The 19,348-nt window shown below is 36.8% G+C and carries 16 protein-coding genes and 1 CRISPR repeat array; of the genes, 5 read left to right on the top strand and 11 right to left on the bottom strand.

Features of this window, described 5'->3' with window-relative positions:
- Positions 1 to 59 precede the first annotated feature (59 nt).
- Both feoB and A9G41_RS04490 read right to left on the bottom strand, forming a co-directional pair.
- On the bottom strand, positions 60 to 2,336 hold the full coding sequence (feoB, locus tag A9G41_RS04495) for a Fe(2+) transporter permease subunit FeoB (protein WP_065582762.1): 2,277 nt from the start codon (positions 2,334 to 2,336) through the stop codon (positions 60 to 62).
- A complete protein-coding gene (locus A9G41_RS04490) occupies positions 2,333 to 2,575 on the bottom strand; it encodes a FeoA family protein (protein WP_081297763.1) in 243 nt (80 codons plus the stop codon). The genes feoB and A9G41_RS04490 overlap by 4 nt, the downstream gene beginning before the upstream one ends.
- A 720-nt stretch (positions 2,576 to 3,295) precedes the next feature.
- Positions 3,296 to 3,683: direct repeats of the CRISPR family, unit length 28 nt; unit sequence TTTCTAAACCGCCTACACGGCGGTAAAC.
- A 352-nt stretch (positions 3,684 to 4,035) separates the two neighbouring features.
- Here A9G41_RS04490 and A9G41_RS04485 point away from each other — a divergent pair.
- The 3 genes from A9G41_RS04485 to A9G41_RS13435 are packed head-to-tail and all read left to right on the top strand — an operon-like array spanning position 4,036 to position 5,749.
- Positions 4,036 to 4,395, top strand: coding sequence for an ArsC family reductase (locus A9G41_RS04485; protein ID WP_065582761.1), 360 nt, complete (start codon positions 4,036 to 4,038; stop codon positions 4,393 to 4,395).
- Positions 4,396 to 4,408: 13 nt separating this feature from the next.
- Entirely contained in the window at positions 4,409 to 5,548 is a 1,140-nt protein-coding gene (gene dapE, locus A9G41_RS04480; protein ID WP_065582810.1) for a succinyl-diaminopimelate desuccinylase, read from the top strand.
- 42 nt (positions 5,549 to 5,590) lie between these two features.
- Positions 5,591 to 5,749, top strand: coding sequence for a YpfN family protein (locus tag A9G41_RS13435; RefSeq protein ID WP_081295541.1), 159 nt, complete (start codon positions 5,591 to 5,593; stop codon positions 5,747 to 5,749).
- A gap of 38 nt (positions 5,750 to 5,787) precedes the next feature.
- Here A9G41_RS13435 and cysZ read toward each other — a convergent pair whose 3' ends face one another.
- From cysZ to A9G41_RS04445, 7 genes are all read right to left on the bottom strand, one after another.
- Positions 5,788 to 6,591, bottom strand: coding sequence for a sulfate transporter CysZ (cysZ, locus tag A9G41_RS04475; protein WP_081302220.1), 804 nt, complete (start codon positions 6,589 to 6,591; stop codon positions 5,788 to 5,790).
- 164 nt (positions 6,592 to 6,755) lie between these two features.
- Complete coding sequence (locus A9G41_RS04470; RefSeq protein ID WP_065652822.1) at positions 6,756 to 8,726, bottom strand: tRNA(Met) cytidine acetyltransferase TmcA; 1,971 nt, start codon at positions 8,724 to 8,726, stop codon at positions 6,756 to 6,758.
- Positions 8,727 to 8,729: 3 nt separating this feature from the next.
- Complete coding sequence (locus A9G41_RS04465; RefSeq protein ID WP_065652823.1) at positions 8,730 to 9,185, bottom strand: DUF441 domain-containing protein; 456 nt, start codon at positions 9,183 to 9,185, stop codon at positions 8,730 to 8,732.
- Positions 9,185 to 9,895 carry a phosphoribosylaminoimidazolesuccinocarboxamide synthase gene (gene purC / locus A9G41_RS04460; protein WP_065652824.1) on the bottom strand — a complete coding sequence of 237 codons (711 nt, stop codon included), beginning with the start codon at positions 9,893 to 9,895 and terminating at the stop codon, positions 9,185 to 9,187. Before purC ends, A9G41_RS04465 begins: the two co-directional genes overlap by 1 nt.
- Before the next feature lie 69 nt (positions 9,896 to 9,964).
- Positions 9,965 to 10,717, bottom strand: coding sequence for an outer membrane protein assembly factor BamC (gene bamC, locus A9G41_RS04455; protein ID WP_075539381.1), 753 nt, complete (start codon positions 10,715 to 10,717; stop codon positions 9,965 to 9,967).
- A 39-nt stretch (positions 10,718 to 10,756) separates the two neighbouring features.
- Positions 10,757 to 11,635: a 4-hydroxy-tetrahydrodipicolinate synthase gene (dapA, locus tag A9G41_RS04450; RefSeq protein ID WP_065566282.1), complete on the bottom strand. Its 879-nt coding sequence runs from the start codon at positions 11,633 to 11,635 to the stop codon at positions 10,757 to 10,759.
- A 96-nt stretch (positions 11,636 to 11,731) separates the two neighbouring features.
- Positions 11,732 to 12,490 carry a Nif3-like dinuclear metal center hexameric protein gene (locus tag A9G41_RS04445; RefSeq protein WP_075539380.1) on the bottom strand — a complete coding sequence of 253 codons (759 nt, stop codon included), beginning with the start codon at positions 12,488 to 12,490 and terminating at the stop codon, positions 11,732 to 11,734.
- Positions 12,491 to 12,725: 235 nt separating this feature from the next.
- Between A9G41_RS04445 and rnt the strand changes: the two genes are divergently transcribed.
- On the top strand, positions 12,726 to 13,382 hold the full coding sequence (rnt, locus tag A9G41_RS04440; protein ID WP_218837669.1) for a ribonuclease T: 657 nt from the start codon (positions 12,726 to 12,728) through the stop codon (positions 13,380 to 13,382).
- 107 nt (positions 13,383 to 13,489) lie between these two features.
- On the opposite strand, the gene A9G41_RS04435 is transcribed toward rnt, so the two are convergent.
- Positions 13,490 to 13,816, bottom strand: a complete 327-nt coding sequence (locus A9G41_RS04435; protein ID WP_065580276.1) for a Grx4 family monothiol glutaredoxin — start codon at positions 13,814 to 13,816, stop codon at positions 13,490 to 13,492.
- Between the two features lie 518 nt (positions 13,817 to 14,334).
- Positions 14,335 to 15,933 carry a hypothetical protein gene (locus tag A9G41_RS04430; protein ID WP_075539379.1) on the bottom strand — a complete coding sequence of 533 codons (1,599 nt, stop codon included), beginning with the start codon at positions 15,931 to 15,933 and terminating at the stop codon, positions 14,335 to 14,337.
- Between the two features lie 1,010 nt (positions 15,934 to 16,943).
- Here A9G41_RS04430 and yccS point away from each other — a divergent pair.
- On the top strand, positions 16,944 to 19,079 hold the full coding sequence (gene yccS / locus A9G41_RS04425) for a YccS family putative transporter (protein ID WP_075539378.1): 2,136 nt from the start codon (positions 16,944 to 16,946) through the stop codon (positions 19,077 to 19,079).
- Positions 19,080 to 19,348 lie beyond the last annotated feature (269 nt).

The following is a 19,348-nucleotide window of genomic DNA, read 5'->3' as shown; positions in this document are numbered from 1 at the left end:
CAGCCATTTATTTAATGACAATACAATAATTTTTAACGATTTCATAAACTGAGTTCAACTTATTGATTTAAAGTTGAATATCGACCTAAAAAACGCATAAACAGCAAAGCCACAACAATAAAAATACAGCATCCTAAGATCCACCAAGTAGCTACAGCCGAATGCCCAAGCAAAGTACATTGGTAATAAATTGTTGCTGCTAGCCACGCAATAGTAAAAGTCCAAATTGCCACAAATATCATCCATTTTGAACCAGCCTCACGATATACAGCCCCTAACGCTGCGGCACAAGGCGTATAAAGTAAAATAAAGATCAAATAGCTCATAGCGGCAGAAGGCGAACCAAAAGCCATTTTAATTTGTGAAATCGTCGCCGAATCTACCTCTAAATCAACTTTTAACGAATCAATATCTTGCGAAACGGTAGTGAGCCCTAACGGATCTAAGACCGCATCAGACAAGGTCTGCAAATTTTGGGGAATGGTAGCTAATGCTTTTAAAACGCCTTGTGACAAACTGAATGGCTCAGCTTGTTCGTTATTATCATTCATAGAATAAAGTGAATTTAATGTTGCAATTACCGATTCCTTAGCGAAAATACCAGTAAAAATACCCACTGTTGCAGGCCAATTATTGTTGGTAATGCCCATAGGTGCAAATACTGGGGTGATATCTTGGCTAATCACTGAAAGCATGGTGTCTTGTGAGCTTTCAGCCCTAAACGATCCATTGCTTCCCCATGAATTAAGTAAGCTTAATACCGTCACCATTAATACAATAGCTTTACCTGCTCTAAATATAAATGACTTTAACCGTTGCCACGTCAAACTAAATAAGCTGCTTAAAGTCGGAATACGATAAACAGGCATTTCCATAATAAACGGCGTTAATGAACCTTTTAATAGCGTAAATTTAAGCACAAACCCCGTTAACATAGCCACAGCAATGCCGATCAAATATAAAGTAAACACCACTATCGAAGCATTCTTAGGGAAAAATATCACAGCAAACAACGCATACACAGGCAATCTTGCCCCACACGACATAAAAGGGATCATACAAATCGACATAATGCGATCACGAGTGCTCTCTAGCGTTCGTGTACCCATAATGGCTGGCACCCCACAACCAAAACCAACTAGCATTGGCACAAATGCTTTACCTGGTAAACCAATAGATCGCATCAATCGGTCAATAACCATTGCTGCTCTGGCTAAATAGCCTGAATCCTCCAAAAACGATAAACAAAAAAACATGGCACCAATAACAGGAATAAACGTCGAAACAGTTTGCACACCTCGACCAATGCCATTAGCTAAAATCGCGATAAGCCAACTTGGTACATTTATAGCATGAAGTAATTCAGTTGTGCCATCAACAAAAACAGTACCACACAGTACATCAAAAAAATCAATAAATACTGCCCCAAAATTAATCGCCACCATAAACATGGCATACATAGCCAACAAAAAGAAGGGAATGCCAGTAATGCGTCCTAAGGTAATATTATCAAGTATTTCAGAAAACCGATGACTAAGCTCACGTGGTTTCTCAATCACCTTTTTACAAATTGCATCAATCGTATCATAACGAGCGCTAGCAAGTGCCACATCAATTTCATTATCACACCATTGCGCAAGTTTTAAACGACAATCCACTAACATTTTTTTCTCACATGGCGCCAAGTTATAACGCGAATCATCCAATAATACATCCATCAATTGCCAGCGATTAAATTGTCGTATAATGCTATCTTCGGGTAGATCGCAAACATAACGATTAATCACAGTTTGCTGCTCTTCACCAAGTAGATCAACCGACGGCTGAGCAATTTGTGGATTTTTCGACATGGCTTCAATTTGTTGATAAAAGCGCGATAAACCTTGTTTTTTTGTAGAAGATATCGCAACAACAGGACAACCAAGTAGTGTAGACAACATATCAACATTAATCTGTTCGCCAATAGCTTTAATAGCATCCATCATATTTAACACAACAATTATGGGGACTTGTAAATCAATTAATTGACACGTTAAATAAAGGCTACGTTGCAAATTTGTTGCATCAATAATATTAATAATAACACTGTCACTTTCAGATAACACAAATTGACGAGCAATAAGTTCATCTTGCGAAACACTGAGCGGATCAGGCTCTATCGAATATGTGCCAGGCAAATCGATAATCTCATATTGCCTATGATGATAAGTAAAAATACCCGTTTTACGTTCCACAGTCACGCCAGGCCAATTCCCTACTCGCTGTTTAGAGCCTGTTAATAAGTTGAACAACGTAGTCTTACCGCAGTTAGGATTACCAATGAGTGCTATCTTCACGCAGCGACCTCCATTACTTCAATAGCTTTCGCTTCATTACGACGTAAACAAAGCAAAAAACCGCGCATTTTGATCTCGATCGGATCACCAAGTGGCGCAACACGCACAACCAAAACCTTACAACCCGGTGTAATACCCATTGCAAGTAACTTTCGACGAAAGGGTAACGATTCGGGCAATAATCTAGAAATAACCGCCTCGTGCCCTAAAGGTAGTTGGTTAAGGGTAAAAGATGACATTATTTTTCCTAAAAAAGATGACAGTATTAATAAAAAAGTAATAGCATTAAATTAACAACACGTATTTTAAAGAAAAGAAAAGTTATTTTTAGTATAAAAATGCGAATCACTCGCAACAATGACAAATAAAACACGAAAAAACAACCAAACAGTTCAAATAATAAAAACATATGGCATCTAATAATCAAAAATCAATCCAAGAAGTTAAGCTTTTATTTAGATAATAAATTAATTACCACTGAAAATAATAAATACTATCTGGCTAGCAATTTTTAATTGGGAAACTCGTGGTAAACCTACATCAATCTAAGACAAAATTGTAAAATGAACGAGCTATTCTGAGGAACGATCATTGCCACATAATTAAAATACGCACAAAGCTCTACTGTTATAGTAATATTAGCTATTTCTTTATCTTCAACATTAATGCTAGCGTTATTTTGTAATTAAAAATGTAACGCTATCAAAACTCGATAAATCACAATGTAAAAACTTTTAGGTGAATGCGCGTTTGAGTATAAAATTTGCTAATTACAAACCTAGAGCGTCAACACTATTCAACGCTGAATAAATAGCAATAATTATCTTCGAGTGTTGTAAAATATCAGCTTACTGCTTTATTAAATTATCAAAATAAATTACTAATCTATTATTTTTATATAAAATAAACACCTATACGGCGTTAAGCTATAAATTTGGGGAGGCGCGAGCCCCCGCAATTTTCTAAACCGCCTACACGGCGGTAAACCTGATAACGATTTTGCAGGCACAACAATTGGCTTTCTAAACCGCCTACACGGCGGTAAACCATTAAACTGCTTAAATTTACTAAACGCTCTTTTTCTAAACCGCCTACACGGCGGTAAACAGTTAAAGATCCCGCAGTAACTAAAAAATTTATTTCTAAACCGCCTACACGGCGGTAAACTTGAGGAAGTTTTACCCACAATCCGCAAAACTTTTCTAAACCGCCTACACGGCGGTAAACCTAACCTCGTTTTCCGAACCTTTCCTCTCCACTTTCTAAACCGCCTACACGGCGGTAAACTTGATACCATCTATCAATCTCTGCCGTTTTAATTTCTAAACCGCCTACACGGCGGTAAACTAGAAACGAATATACTATAAACTTTGTTTGGCAAAAGGCAAATAGGATTTTTGTCTTCAAAAACCCTTTTTGAAAAGGTTTTTATAATTCATTGTTTTTATTAATTTTAATTTTTTGTTAAAAAAAAGGGTAACAAGTTTTTAAATTTTTATATGATAACTTAATTTTTCACGCAAAAAACATCAGATACCACATTGGTTTTATTTCTATTTTAAGATAAAACCAATGGATAAAAAATTAATGACACTAAATCAATCAATAATAAGATATCTAACCAAATAGTTTCTTGCAATTTGCTGCACAATGCCCATACTGCTATAATTTTGTTATCCTTCAAACTTGGATTTCTATTATGTACATCATCTATGGCATTAAAAACTGCAATACAATGAAAAAGGCCTTTACTTGGCTTGATGATCACCATGTCAGTTATCAATTTCATAATTATAAAACTGATGGTCTTTCTGAAGATCTTTTAGATATTTTTTTGCAATTAGTCGATTGGCAAAGTTTACTTAATACCCGAGGAACAACTTGGCGAAAATTAGATGAGCCCGTCCGTTCACAAATAAATGATGTGCAATCTGCAAAAAAGATTATGTTAACCAACCCATCCATTTTAAAACGCCCTTTGCTTATTGACGGTGGCAAGCGTGCTGTGTTGGGGTTTTCAAATGAACTCTATTCACAATTTATTTCGCAATCTAAATAAAATCGAGACTATTATGACTGAACCTGTTATTGCGCTAACCAAAGCACTCATTGCTGAAAAATCAATAAGCCCTGACGATAAAAACTGTCAAAAGATGATTATTGAGCGATTAAAACCGCTCGGTTTTATTATTGAAGAAGTGAATATTGGGCAAACCAAAAATTTATGGGCTTATCATGGTGATGCCACCAGTAAAACCCTTATGTTTGCTGGACATACCGATGTTGTGCCAGTTGGTGATGAAAGCAAATGGCTATACCCACCGTTTACACCAACCATTGATGAACACGGTGTGCTTTATGGTCGTGGCGCATCTGATATGAAAAGTGGTGTTGCTGCAATGGTTTGTGCCGCAGAAGATTTTGTTAAGCAATACCCAAATCATGCTGGGCGAGTGGCCTTTTTAATTACATCAGATGAAGAAGCCGATGCAAGCGATGGCACAGTTAAAGTCGTTGATTTGCTTATTAAACGAAAAGAACGTGTTGATTACTGTATTGTAGGCGAACCGTCAAGTGACGTTGTACTTGGTGATCAGATTAAAAATGGACGCCGTGGCTCACTCACTGCCAATTTGATTGTACATGGAATTCAAGGTCATGTCGCTTACCCGCACCTTGCGGATAATCCTATTCATCGCTTTGCCCCTGCACTAGATGAACTTGTTAATACTATTTGGGATGAAGGCAATCAATACTTTCCACAAACGACTATGCAAGTTGCCAATATTAATGGTGGTACTGGCGCTGAAAATGTTGTACCTGGCGATCTGAGTGTACAATTTAACTTTCGTTATAGTAGTGAATTGACTGACACGGCAATTAAAACACGCGTAGAGCAGATCTTACAAAAGCATAATTTAAATTATACATTAAATTGGCGATTATCAGGGCACCCATTTTTAACCCCACAAGGCGATTTAACTAATGCAGCGGTTAGTGCCATTAAAGAATTTACCAATATTGACACTAAACTATCGACCAGTGGCGGCACATCGGACGGGCGTTTTATTGCTCAAATGGGATGCCAAGTTATTGAACTTGGAGTACTTAATAAAACTATACACAAAGTCAATGAAAACGCTAATTGCCAAGATATTATTACCTTAACTGCGATTTATCACCGTATTTTAGAAAAATTATTGCTAACATAGCTATCATTGTGTCGTTATCCAATTAGTTTAAAAGGAAATAGCATGGAGTGGTTAAAAGATTACTGGTGGATGATTGTGGTGATTTTAATTGGGATTTTTATTAATGCTATTAAAGCACTGAATCGGCTAAGTTACAAAGCGTATCTTGAAAAAAAGAAAGGGATAAAACCTATCCCTTATCAAGATGACGACGACGATTAGCCATCAAAAAATTCAACTAACAAAAAGTAACACGTGCCTTAGCGAAAATCTTGGGCACTACTATCAAATAGTGCTTGATGACGATAGCGATCAACCCACATTGCTGTTGCGCCACACACAGCAATAGGCATAATAATTAAATTAAGCACCGGTACCATAGTAAAAAAGCTGACTAATATGCCAAAAGCTAAATTATCACCCCGATCTTGTTTAAGTAACTCACTCATCCGCTGAAAAGTTATTTTATGGTTATCAAAGGCATAATCAGCATACTGAATATTAATTTGCCAAGCAGTAAATAAAAACCAAACCACAGGCGTTATTGATTGTCCAATAACAGGAATAAAATAAGTTAACAATATGGGGATTGCCCATAATAGATAATTGGCGAGTTTGTGTAGTTCTCTGCCAAAAATACGTGGTAGATCTTTAATGATACTAATCCACGATGTATCAGGAGCAGGAATACCCGTTAACTGTGCCTCAACCTGTTCGGCCAATAAACCGTTAAACGGTGCGGCAATGATATTAGTTATAGTGCTAAAGAAATAACAAAATAGGATAACTAACATCAAAATGACCATTAAAATGAGGATATACCCTAACCAATGTAACCAACTTGGCATATACGATAACCCCCAATCGACCATGCCCGAGATGGTATGAAAAAACCAATAAAATAATATCGACATAACCACAACATTGGCGATTATGGGTAAAAAAACAAATCGCTTAATACCTGGGCTAAACGCCAATGACCATCCTTTAAAAAAATATTCAATACCTGTTGTTGGTTGATTTTTTGGTTGATTGGTTTGTGAATACCGATGTTGCGATCGGATTTCTAAATTATTATGCGTCACATTCGATTCCTTTTTAATAAAAACGAATTGAGTTAAAAAAACTAAATTGAAACATGATGATCATTGTAAACATACCTCATGGCAACCTGCAATAATGATCAGCTAACTTTATTGGGTATTTTGTTAAAAATCACACTATTGCCTTACTTTTCCAACCATGTTTTGACCTCGTGCTTAATAGCCTGCATTAGCGCTGATTTACCCGCAAGTTGATATAAATTCACGATCAATGGTTGATTATTTTTGTTTTTTATCAATGCTGACAATATCTGCATTGATAATGGTTGCTGGTGGGTTTGATTATAGTGATTCAATCGGCACAGCGCCGCATAAGTCGCTTCAAACGGTCGGTGATAGTAAACAAATCCAGCCAGTTCATCTAAATCTTGCGCATCTAAATCTTGTGAAAGCATGACATTACTGTCTTTTGTGATCATCTCGCTGAAAGGCAAATCGATGATATCTTTAAGCCAGTATGCATTGCGCTGTAGTTTCTGCTCTAGCTTAATGGTTAAATGCAATCCAGATTCGGTTAGTGGTTTAAGCGCCATAACAGAATAACTGCCACTACTTGCCTGTTTATGGCTACTAACGTGAACCAAAACAAATCCACAAGCGGTCCAAAATTGATAATTAGTCGGGCTATAAGCAAAACTAACTGACAAAAAATCATTATGCTGTGTTTTAGCATGATCAAATAGGGTGTGTATAAGTTGGCTAGCAATATGTTTGCGCCGATAGGTGTTTAGCACCGCAATGCGGTTAATTCTAACCGAACGCAATTTAGCTGCCAACCGTTCTCCCGCATGTGCAACAAGCGATTGCGCAACTAAATTGCCTTTAGGTCGGCGAGTTCCTTTCCACACTTCATTGATCAGACTATCGGGCAAGTTGCCTTCATCAACGGCGAGTGCCGCAGCAACTTGCTCATTGCCGATTGTCGCCTGCCAAACCGACAAGTTTTGTGCGTCAAACAAGCGCCTTAAATCAGTTAATGTGGTTTGATAATGCGCGATTTTTAATAAATAAAAGATAGATCTTAATGTGTTAATATCATTGCGTTCAACCTTCGAATATTGTGCTAATAATACATTGAGCTCGGAGCCAGCCTTTTGCTCTAATAAACCATTTAGCAACAACCGATCACTAAATTGCTCCAACTTATCACCTGCATGCCAACGAATGGGTGTGTGTAGGTAGAAATATTGACATGAATTGTCTAACAACAATTTCAACAAAAAGCCCTGCCCAGTACCTTCATAGCCTTCAGCTGTAGTAGTTAACAACACTCTGCTATTATTGGCAATTGCCTGTTGTAGCAATTTTTTTAGCATTGGCAAAGGGATCATTGCAGCTTCGTCAATAATCAAATAATCCGCAAAATTATTATGAGAACATGCAATTAATTCATCAGGAGCAAAAAAGAGGGTATTCGGCTTAGCAAAAGTAAAAAAGGTAGTTAATGCTGATTTATTGGGTGCAGTAACAATGCAACGCCGATAATGACTAAACTGCCCAGCTAATGCTGATTTGCCTCGCCCACGTTTGGCAACTACGACATTAATGAGCTTATTGCTGTTTAACAATTGCTTTAACGTGTTTTGTTGTTCGGTTAAATCGCAATAATTATCGGTAATAACAGGTAAAGATGGGATCGAGAATGTCGCTGGTTTGGAAAAATATCTGCAACTAGAGGATAAACCACATTCCGCCAAGGTCTGCATTAAATGCGCAATAAAATTAGGCACAGTAATAGCGGTTGGATTTTCGTTCCAACGCAAGCTGTCCTGATCGTGCCAACGGGATAAGTCGTTAGGTAATAACAAAACTAGCATACTACCTTTAACGAGCGTGCCAACCAGCATAGCAAAGGCATCAAGGTTGAACCCTGCTGTTGCATCAAATATAGCATGTCGAAATTGGCGCCCTAATAACTTTTTAGTTTGGTTAGGGGAAAGCATATTGGAAACAAATTCATTTGGCCAATTAGTCTGCGAGGTGATCGTTAGCCAATCTCCAGCATAATTACCGATAATATGACTAAGTTGTGCAAATAATTGCCTAGTTTCACCCTGTAACACCCATAGCGTTCTTGTGCTGTTGGCGTTGCACATAGACTAACTTTTTCCAATCAATAACGACAACAAACCAGCCGCAATCAACGGTCCAACAGGAATGCCTTTGAAAAAAGCCACACCAACTAATGTGCCAATAATTAAGCCATTAATAATGGTTGGGTGTGCTCCCATTAGCGATACACCACGTGTACCAAGCCACGATACCAAAATACCTACAACGATCGCCAATAAAGATTGCCAAGAGGTAAACGATTTGGCAAGATCGCCAATCTTTAATGATCCATCCGCCAATGGCACCATCATAGCCGCCGTTAAAATAACAATACCGATAGTTAAACCATATTGATTTAAAAATGGAAAGTAAACAGCTAATGGCGTTAGCTTAAATAATAACAATAACAGTACTGCAAATGTCACTGTGTTATTATGTGTTAAATAACACAGTGCAGCTAACCCTAAAAGAAGAAAAAAAGAAATATCAAACTGCGCAAACATTACAAAGGAACACCTATACGTTTTGCCACTTCTTCATAGGCTTCAATTACGCCACCTAAACCTTGTCGAAAGCGATCTTTATCCATTTTTTTTAGTGTATCTTTTTCCCACAAACGACAACCATCGGGCGAAAACTCGTCACCTAAGGTAATTTCATTTTTAAATAAGCCAAACTCAAGTTTGTAATCAACCAATATTAGCCCCGCTTTATCAAATAAATCAGTTAAAATTGTGTTAATTTTAAAACTGAGCTCTTTCATTTTAACTAGTTGATCTTCACTAGCCCAGCCAAAGGCTTTGCAATGCGATGCATTTACCATTGGATCATGCAATGCATCGTTTTTGAGAAATAATTCAAATGTAGGAGGATTTAAAACTTTGCCTTCCTCAACACCTAAACGTTTAACTAAAGATCCCGCTGCACGATTACGCACCACGCATTCCACAGGTACCATTTGTAGCTTTTTAACTAACACTTCATTATCTGATAGTAAAGCTTCAACTTGGGTTGGAATACCTGCTTCACGCAATTGAGTCATAATAAAATAATTAAATTTATTATTAACCATTCCTTTACGTTCTAACTGTTCGATACGTAAACCATCAAATGCCGATGTATCATTGCGAAACTCAAGGATTAATAAATCAGGGTTTTCGGTTGTATATACCGTTTTTGCTTTACCACGATAAAGCTCAGCCAACTTTTTCATGCTTATAACCTTATATCAAATTGCCAATAAAGAATTAAGGAGCTATTCGCTCCTTAAATTCCAAACTTATTATTGATTTTCACCACTCACGGCTGTTGCGGGTTTCTTGCCCTCGGCCTTGTCTTTCGCAGCATCATCACTTTGCGCTTTTGGTGGTACAACGCGCAATGAATCTGGTGCAACATCATCCATTATGCCATTAAATAAGCTAACAACATAACGCTGTACTTCAATAGGCTGCGAAGTTAAATCATCAGCCCCACGTGTTAATGAAACCGTTGAAATCACTATCGTTTCGGTATCACCCACTAATTGTCTTTTAAATGAATAAGCTGCTTCAACGGTTTGATCTTCATCTGCACGTACCATAAATGCCTTACCAGTTTTTAGCGTATTATGATCTTGACTAACAATGGAGATATTTCTTTTGCTTAAGCTATTCGGGATACGATCCCACACGTTATAACTTAATGGCACGTTAAAAGTCACCGCGCCGTTATTATAAATTGCAAAGGCTTCTTGAATAGTCGGAATCGGTAAAATGGGTGGGCGGATATCCACTCTTTTGCCTAAATCACCGCTAACTTCAGCATTATTAACATAAAATTCACCGCTTTCAGCTGGCACAGAAATGCCCTCAGGAATAATTAACGGTTTTAATGTAGGCGCTTTAAGGTAATCTTCATTTCCATCGACTTCACGCTTATAGTTTTGATTGCTCCCACAGCCAACAAGAAATAAAGAAGTCATAATGGTTAAAACAGCCACTTTTTTAATGGCTTTGTTTTTAAATAAAGTTCTGTTCAATATGTGATTTAACATAGATATCTACTTTTTAAAATAAAGGTTATACAACACTAATTAGAGTAAATTTGCTTCTTTTAACGCTTGCTCAACTGCGGGGATCGATGATGCACTGAGTGATACCATTGGCAATCGAATTGTTGCATCTTGCATTAAACCTAATTTTGCACAAGCCCATTTGACTGGGGTTGGATTCGGTTCGATAAATAAATTATGATGTAAAGCCATTAAGGTATCATTTAAAGTTCGGGCTTCTTGAATTTGGTTATTGGCAGCAAGTTGACATACAGTTGCAACAGCTTTAGCTGCAACATTAGCGGTAACGGAAATAACACCATCACCACCTAAAATCATAAAATCCAAAAATGTCGAATCGTCACCACTAAGTAACTTAAAGTCAGGCCCAACCAATTTACGAGTAGGATAGACTCTAGAAAGATCGCCTGTTGCATCTTTTAATGCAACAATATTTTTGATTTTAGCCAAGCGTCCAACCGTTTCAGGTTTAATATCACTACTGGTACGACCTGGCACATTATATAAAATCTGAGGCAGAGCGGTGCTTTCGGCAATGGCTTTAAAATGCTGATACATACCTTCTTGAGTAGGTTTGTTATAATAAGGCGCAACCGTTAAACAACCTACAACACCGATATTTTCAACCCGATGAGTTAATTCAATAGCCTCTTTAGTTGCATTAGCCCCTGTGCCCGCAATAATGGCTATACGACCGTCAGCATAATCAATTGTTCGTTTAATAACATCAATATGCTCGTGATGATCAAGGGTTGCCGATTCTCCTGTTGTCCCAACCGAAACAATAGCCGATGTCCCATTAGCAATATGATATTCAACCAATTTTTTTAAGCTTACATGATCAACATTTCCTTTTGTATCCATCGGAGTAACAAGTGCGACCAAACTTCCTGTAAACATAAAATGACCTCTCATATTATTGGTTTATAACACAACGTAAAGAATAAAAAATCTGCGAACAAGTATGCGATATTTCTAAAGTAAATTCAACTTTTGTTACGCTGGATTATCAATATCAATAAAAATAACTTCAACACCATGATAATTAGCCAACCATTCGCCTAATTTTTTAATGCCGTAACGCTCGGTAGCGTGATGCCCAGCAGCATAAAAATTAATGCCGTATTCGCGCGCAATATGAATAGTGCGTTCCGAAACTTCGCCAGTAAAAAAAGCATCCACGCCATTTTGCGCTGCCTGCTCAATATAATCTTGCCCTCCACCACTACACCACGCAATACGATTAATCACTGGTTGTGCATTATCACCACAAAATAACACTTGTCGCTGATTATTGTGTAACATTTGCTCTAGGTGTTGTTTAAATTGTAACGCCGTCAGTGGCATGTTTAACGTGCCAGTAAAAAGCAGATCAGCGATATCATTACGCTTATCGACCGCAATCCCCAACAAATTAGCTAACTCAATATTATTACCAAAAATGGGGTGTCCATCTAATGGCAAGTGATAACCGTATAAATTAATATCATGCGTTAATAGTGTTTTAAGCCGTTTATATTTAATACCTGTAATGGTTTGTGGTTCACTTTTCCAAAAATAGCCATGGTGCACAAGTATAGCATCGGCTTGTAATTCGACCGCTTTATCCAATAATAACTGACACGCGGTCACGCCAGTCACAATCTTATGCACCTGTTCGCGCCCCTGTACTTGCAATCCATTTGGTGCATAATCACGATAACGGGTAATTTGTAGTTCATTATTAATTATCTTTTCTAATTCAAAGTTGTGCATAATTCACTCGGTTTTAAGATCATTTATATGATGATGATTGATTATAATCACTTTAATCAATCAGCGCATCTTCTTGTTCGTTTTAATCTCCATTTTGCCAAATTGGCTACAATCCTTACCAAAATAAAAGCGCATTAAAATTAACTATTCAATAGCAAATCTCAATGCCAATGCTAGGCGAAATAATCAAAAGCTGGCATAATAGTCTTTTTTTGACAAATTAAGATAGATTAACGTGCCAAACGCCAAATTATGTGAACGCTTTCGTGGGTTTTATCCTGTTGTTATTGATATAGAAACATCAGGGTTTGATCCAAAACTCAATGCTATTTTAGAAATTGCCGCTATTACTTTAAAAATGACACCCGACGGCTGGCTAGAGCCAGATCAATCCTTGCAATTTAATGTTAATCCATTTAGCGACGCGATTTTAGAGCCAACAGCACTGGCTTTTAACGGAATCGATCCGACTAACCCTTTACGCTCAGCGGTAGATGAAAAGCACGCTTTAGACGAAATATTCAAAATGGTTAGAGCCGGCATAAAAAATAACGAATGTACCCGCGCAGTCATTGTGGCACACAACGCACACTTTGATCACAGTTTTTTAATGGCTGCCGCTGAACGCTCAAATATCAAACGTAATCCATTCCACCCATTTGCCACCTTCGATACGGCATCACTAAGTGGCTTAGTTTTTGGGCAAACCGTACTGGCCAAAGCTTGTCAAGTAGCACAAATCGAATTTGATCATAAACAAGCTCATAGTGCGCTATACGACACGCAAAAAACTGCGATACTCTTTTGCAAAATCGTCAATCGACTTAAAACATTAGGTGGATGGCCTTTAACAGCCATAGATGATAGAGAAGTAACATCAATCATGGATTGAGAAAATACTTAGTAACACGAAGCATTCATAAACACAATAATAAAAAATTACCGATAAAAACCGATAAAAAAGCGCGCTTAATCTGCACGCTTAATGCTATTTAAAAATTAAGGTTTATGTTTTTCGGCAGTTTGTTGAATAAGTGTTTGCAACTCGCCAGCTTGAAACATTTCTAGTAAGATATCGCACCCTCCCACTAATTCGCCTTCAACCCATAATTGTGGGAACGTTGGCCAATTAGCAAATTTAGGTAATTCGGCACGAATATCTGGATTTTGCAAAATATCAACATAGGCAAATGGTTCTCCACATTGTGATAAAACCTGCACCGCCTGTGCCGAAAAGCCACAACTTGGTAATTTTGGCGAACCTTTCATATAGAGAATAATTGGATTATCGGCAATTTGTTTTTTGATTTTATCGAGCGTTGTCATTTCAGTGGTCATACGATTTCCTTTATCATTTTTCGTAATAATACTGACTATTTTAACGTACAATGGATATTGTTCCCACTGCTATCTTAAATCCCCATTGTTTAATGCATATTTTTAAAACAAACAAGGGGCAATAAATAGCATCTGCTTATGATTAATCGTATCATTTTAAGACTTACTTCTCATTAGTAAAAAATAGCAAAAGAATTTTTAAGCTAACAAAAGATTAATACGTTTTATCATCAAAAATCAGTCAGAAAACCTATTGATTTTATTAATTTTTTTATTCTTGATTTTTAAGTTTTTATGTGAGGTTTTTAACGTTATTTTTTAGCCATAATATGACAGTTAGTCATTTGATTAACAATCCCTTTTCTTGCTACTACAAAAGCGCTTAACTGGGGGGGTAATTAACTAAAGCGCCACCTGACTACAGAACGTTTGGCGCTTTACTGACTTTGCTTAATCGAATTTGATATTGCTTTTTGCAAACTTAGAATTTTTATCAATGCCCAACGCTAGGGATAAGTGCACAAGGTATACCAATTGTCGCCATTCCCGCGGGAATCAACAGTAGCTTCCGCTGGGCTTACCACAAAATGGCTGCTTGCATTGAAAATGTCACTAGTCCAATGCCAATCGTAATTGTCGTTGAAAAAACTAGAATCAGTATAAGAACTCACATCCCCCCACTCAGAACTAAAACTTGCACCTATATTACGCTGACGCCCCCAAGCGTTTGATGTTGGCACTGCTCCATCGATGCCATTTACACAAGGGAAACGGGAATTAATAATACCGCACTTCGCATTGGTTATATCCTTAAGTTTTGGCTGACGATAACCCAAACTATTACACCATGCTAATGAGTCAGAATAGGAAGTCCCTTTTGTACCACGATGAACAAACCACTGCTTCAACACAAATCCATATTTAATTACCACATTATTACTTTTATCATAACCCTTTAGTACAAATAGTTGCGGTAAAGTTGGCTTAGCTATTGTCCCTGGATTGCTAGATTGTCTTTGAGCTGCCGTTACCGTAGGACCTGTAAGGGTGACCTTTACCCCGCCTAAACGCTCAAAGTAATAACCGTTACCTGCTGATGGTTTTGGCGGCTCTACTGTCATGCTAGCGGTTATCCCCCCCTGACTTACCGAAGGCCAACTTAATTCGCTTGGATTTACATCATCATCCATATCTAAATAAAAATACAGCCCATTAGCGCCTGTTGTCGGAAAATTTTGTTCATAGGTAGCCAACTTAGTTGATTGAACTAAAAATCCGCCTCTATCATTGTCGGTGTGCAGGCTACCAAAAAGATCAAACTGATAAGAATGACCAACAGTCTCAAAAATGCCTAATGCGCCTTTTGGTGTCGAATTTCTATTCAATAAATTCGGTCTTACGTATTTGATATCATCATAATGACAGCGGATTGATCCCTTTGGTTTGATATAGTAAACAGCACTACCACTATCAAATGTACTATTATTGGGCATGCCATAACGTGTACTTAAGCTACCGTCACTGCTTGTTAATACTACTTTATAAGGTGCATCACATATATTTAATACCGTATTACGATTCACGGCATTATCATCTTTATCGGTGATATCAACCGTTAAAGTCCCTGTTGCGCTAGCCCCATTAGCGTCTTGACCGTCGCCATCATCATCCCCCCAATAATGATATGGCGGGCCGAGTAATGCATTTAGCGCTATTGAATTCACGTCCACTGGAACGAGCATAGTAATATCACTAAAACTATCACCCAGTTGCGGTAACTCAATGGGATTTGTTGGGCTTGACGGATTTTTTTGTGGCGTGATAATTTGACCGTCTGATAGCTTAATACTTAATAATTCCTCGGTGGTTGAGATCTTCGTTTGCCCACCATCATACGTAAAATACGGCGCACTGCCCTGTATTACTTTTGTGCTTTGCGCAGATAATGCTTGCCCATCCAATGAACATAGTAGCAACAACGGCAACAAGAAGCGTGGCGATAGCAATTTTTGCTTTAACGAAAAAGACAGTTTTGCGAATTTAATTAAGTTGCGTGTATAAAAGTAATTTTTGAAGCTAGCTAAAAAAGTTAAGATATAGGACATCCAGAGTCTAAAATAATACTGCATTACATTTAACCCATCTCGTGATTTTTGTTTTATTTTAATTTTTTTCTGCGTGTAATATCACTGTCTAGTTTAGTTTTTAAACCGCGAAATTATAACCACTAAAATTTTTTTTGCTACCTTTTTGTTAATTTTTTGTTTGTTTTTTGTTTAATTATTAATAATGAATGGCGTAACGACTTTTAAGAATTGGCTTTGTGGGAAATCGCATTATTCTATTCGATTTTATGGGATACGTTTAAGAGATTAACGCTTCAGAGGTTTTCACTAATAACACACTTTACTGACAAAACTTAAAACACCTAAAACCCCACAAACCTTAAAATAAACCTTTGTCAGCCTAAAAAATCATTCAGAAAAACCATTGATTTTATTGAATTTTTTCTTGGCGTTTTTTCCAAAAAATATAAAAGGGAGTAAACATACCAGCAAAATATCGACCACAAATTCTTAACTGAATTGACGATTTAGAAAAAGGCGGTAGCAATCAAGGCATAGGGCTACCAGCATTGAAGCCCAAAATAATACAGCATCACATTTCACTTACCACACAAACCTTTTTTTATTTTTCTGGTTTACCACTTACTTGATGAGATTGTTTTTCAATAATTGAAATTGTTACTTTTCAAAAATATTTAGCACGTTTTTTTGTCAGTTTTTTGTAAATTTTTTAATTGATGGAGTGACTTTTAAAATAACTAGGTTAAAGCGTTTTAGCTCCACTATTTTAAATGAAAGTTTTTATTGCGACTTTTAGATATGATTGATTCTTAGCATATTATTGCGTCAAAAAAAAACAACAGCCGCTTAGTAATGGTAAAAATGGACGAATTTTTTTGATGAAAAACCAGTCAGAAAAGCAATTGATTTTATTTAATTTTTTATTTTTACCTTATAAAGGATGACAATTTTTGCCTACTCTTCCACAAATCCCGACAATATAGTATGCTAGCTACCATCGTTTCAACTCACACTAAACCGTATACACCGTGCACGCATTCATTTTGACTTTACGTAAAGTCTTTTACAGCAGTAATCTTCTTTTTAGTCTTCGAATGTTAATTAGTTTAACAGGTTCGACTTTGGTTCCGTGGTATTTTGGGTATACTTCGCTAGTTATTCCCCTTACGCTTGGTGTGGTGGCAGCGGGTTTGACTGAGATCGATACGCGTTTATTAAGTCGCTGTATTAATTTAATTCTTACGTTGATCTGTTTTGCTATTGCGACCTTTTCGGTCGAGTTGCTATTTAATTATCCTGTGTTGTTTATTATTGGTTTAGTATCTTCGACTTTTATTTTTATTATGCTTGGTTCGCTTGGGCAACGTTATGGTGTTATTGCTTTTGGGTCACTTTTGATTGCTGCCTATACCATGCTTGGGCATAATTTATATACAGACAACTATACATTACCCTGTTTTTTATTGTTAGGAACACTTTGGTATAGTATTGTTTCGTTTATAGAATCAATAATTCAACCAATTCGGACAACACAACAAGGTTTATCTTACTGTTTTTTAAAGTTGGCGCAATATCTTGATGATAAAGCGGCAATGTTTGATCCCGATGAAACCAATCATTTTATCAAACAAACACAACAACTGGCCGATAGCAATAATCAGTTGATTAATGCTTTTAATCAAACCAAAAGCACACTGTTTAATCGACTAAAGAGTTACAGAGGGCAATCTTCTGTCAAAAAGATGCTTAACTATTATTTTGTCGCACAAGATATTCATGAGCGGGCTAGCTCGTCACATAGCAATTATCAAATCTTAAGCCAGCATTTTAAGCATAGCGATATTTTGTTTCGGTTTGCACGTATTTTAAATTTGCAAGGCAAAGCTTGCACTAAGTTAGCTGTGTCAATTAAGCTAAATCAAACTTATCAGCACGATCCCCTGTTTGTGCATTACTTTTCGTACCTTGAAGAAGCTATCAAACAATATCAAATTCGTGATAAAAACAATGCATTATTGGTTAAATCTTTGCAAAGCTTATATCAAAACTTGCTATCTATTGATCTATTATTAGCCAATATTGATACTGAACAACATCTATCAAAAGAACAAGAAGATAATCAGCTAGTTGACGAAGAGTTAACGAGCTTTCATGATATTTTTAGCAAAATCAAACGTAATTTGACGATTAAATCAGCATTATTTCGCCACGCAATTCGTATGAGCCTTGTCCTATTTGTTGGTTATATGGTACTTTCCTTTTTCCAGCTTACTCATGGTTATTGGATTATTTTAACCAGCCTATTTGTTTGCCAACCTAACTACTCAACGACAAAACACCGATTAAAATTACGTGTAATCGGCACTCTATTAGGTATTATTATTGGCATTCCTCTTACTTATTTATTTCCTAGCGTTGAAGAGCAGTTAGTGTTAATTATCATTACTGGTTGGTTATTCTTTTTATTTAAAAATTCACAATATGCTTACGCCACCGCCTTTATTACATTGTTAGTATTTTTTAGCTTTAGCCTGATTGGTGAAAGTAGCATTTCGGTGGCTATTTCACGCATTATTGCCACCTTAATAGGGTGTTTTATTGCGTGGTTTGCCGTCAGTTTTATTTGGCCTGATTGGAAATTTAGAAACTTACCAAAATTGATTGATCGAGTTTGTCATGATGACAGCCATTATTTAGCGCTAATTGGTAGCCAGTACTTATCAGGAAAAACCAACGATCCGCAATATCGATTAGCAAGGCGAGCCGCTCATGATAGCAATGCCGATTTATCGTCTTTAATTAGTTTGATGACAAAAGAGCCTCATATGAACCCAACTGTTATTGATCAAGGATTTCGTTTATTAACCCTTAATCACACATTGATTAGTTATCTTTCTACCTTAGGCGCACACCGAGATAAAGGGATTTCGCCCCACACACTTGAACTGTTTGACGATCTATCAGTGTATATTATCAATCTGTTAACAGATAAAAAACTGGATGAAAAATATCAATTAATAAAAAAATCGACCACAGATTATATTGAAACGCTCTCGTTCAATGATAATCTAGCCAATAATGATTTGTTAGTTATGCAACAATTGGTGTTAATTTTAGATATTCTGCCAGAGTTAATCGCTCTGGCTGGTAGCCTAAAAAGCTAAGTTATACTAAAGCAAGGTTACACTAAGGCAAGGTGAATTTTCTTATAACGTTTTTCATTATTTCTTTACTTGCTAAAAAACGATTGATTAATTTATCAGATTGAATCACCACTTTTACTTTTTATAGAGTTTAATCATTTTTACGATTAATGCATTGGCGATTCATTTTGGCATCAATAAAAACCATTTCAACGACTTTAAAATGATTTAGGATGAGAAAGCAATTGCGCAACAAAAAACTTAAATAAAATCAATATCTTTTCTGAACA

Origin of the sequence: Gilliamella sp. Nev5-1, assembly GCF_001690895.1 — a bacterium.
GTDB lineage: Bacteria > Pseudomonadota > Gammaproteobacteria > Enterobacterales > Orbaceae > Gilliamella > Gilliamella apicola_C.
The sequence above is the reverse complement of the archived record's forward strand: the minus strand, read 5'-3'. Positions and strand labels throughout refer to the sequence as shown.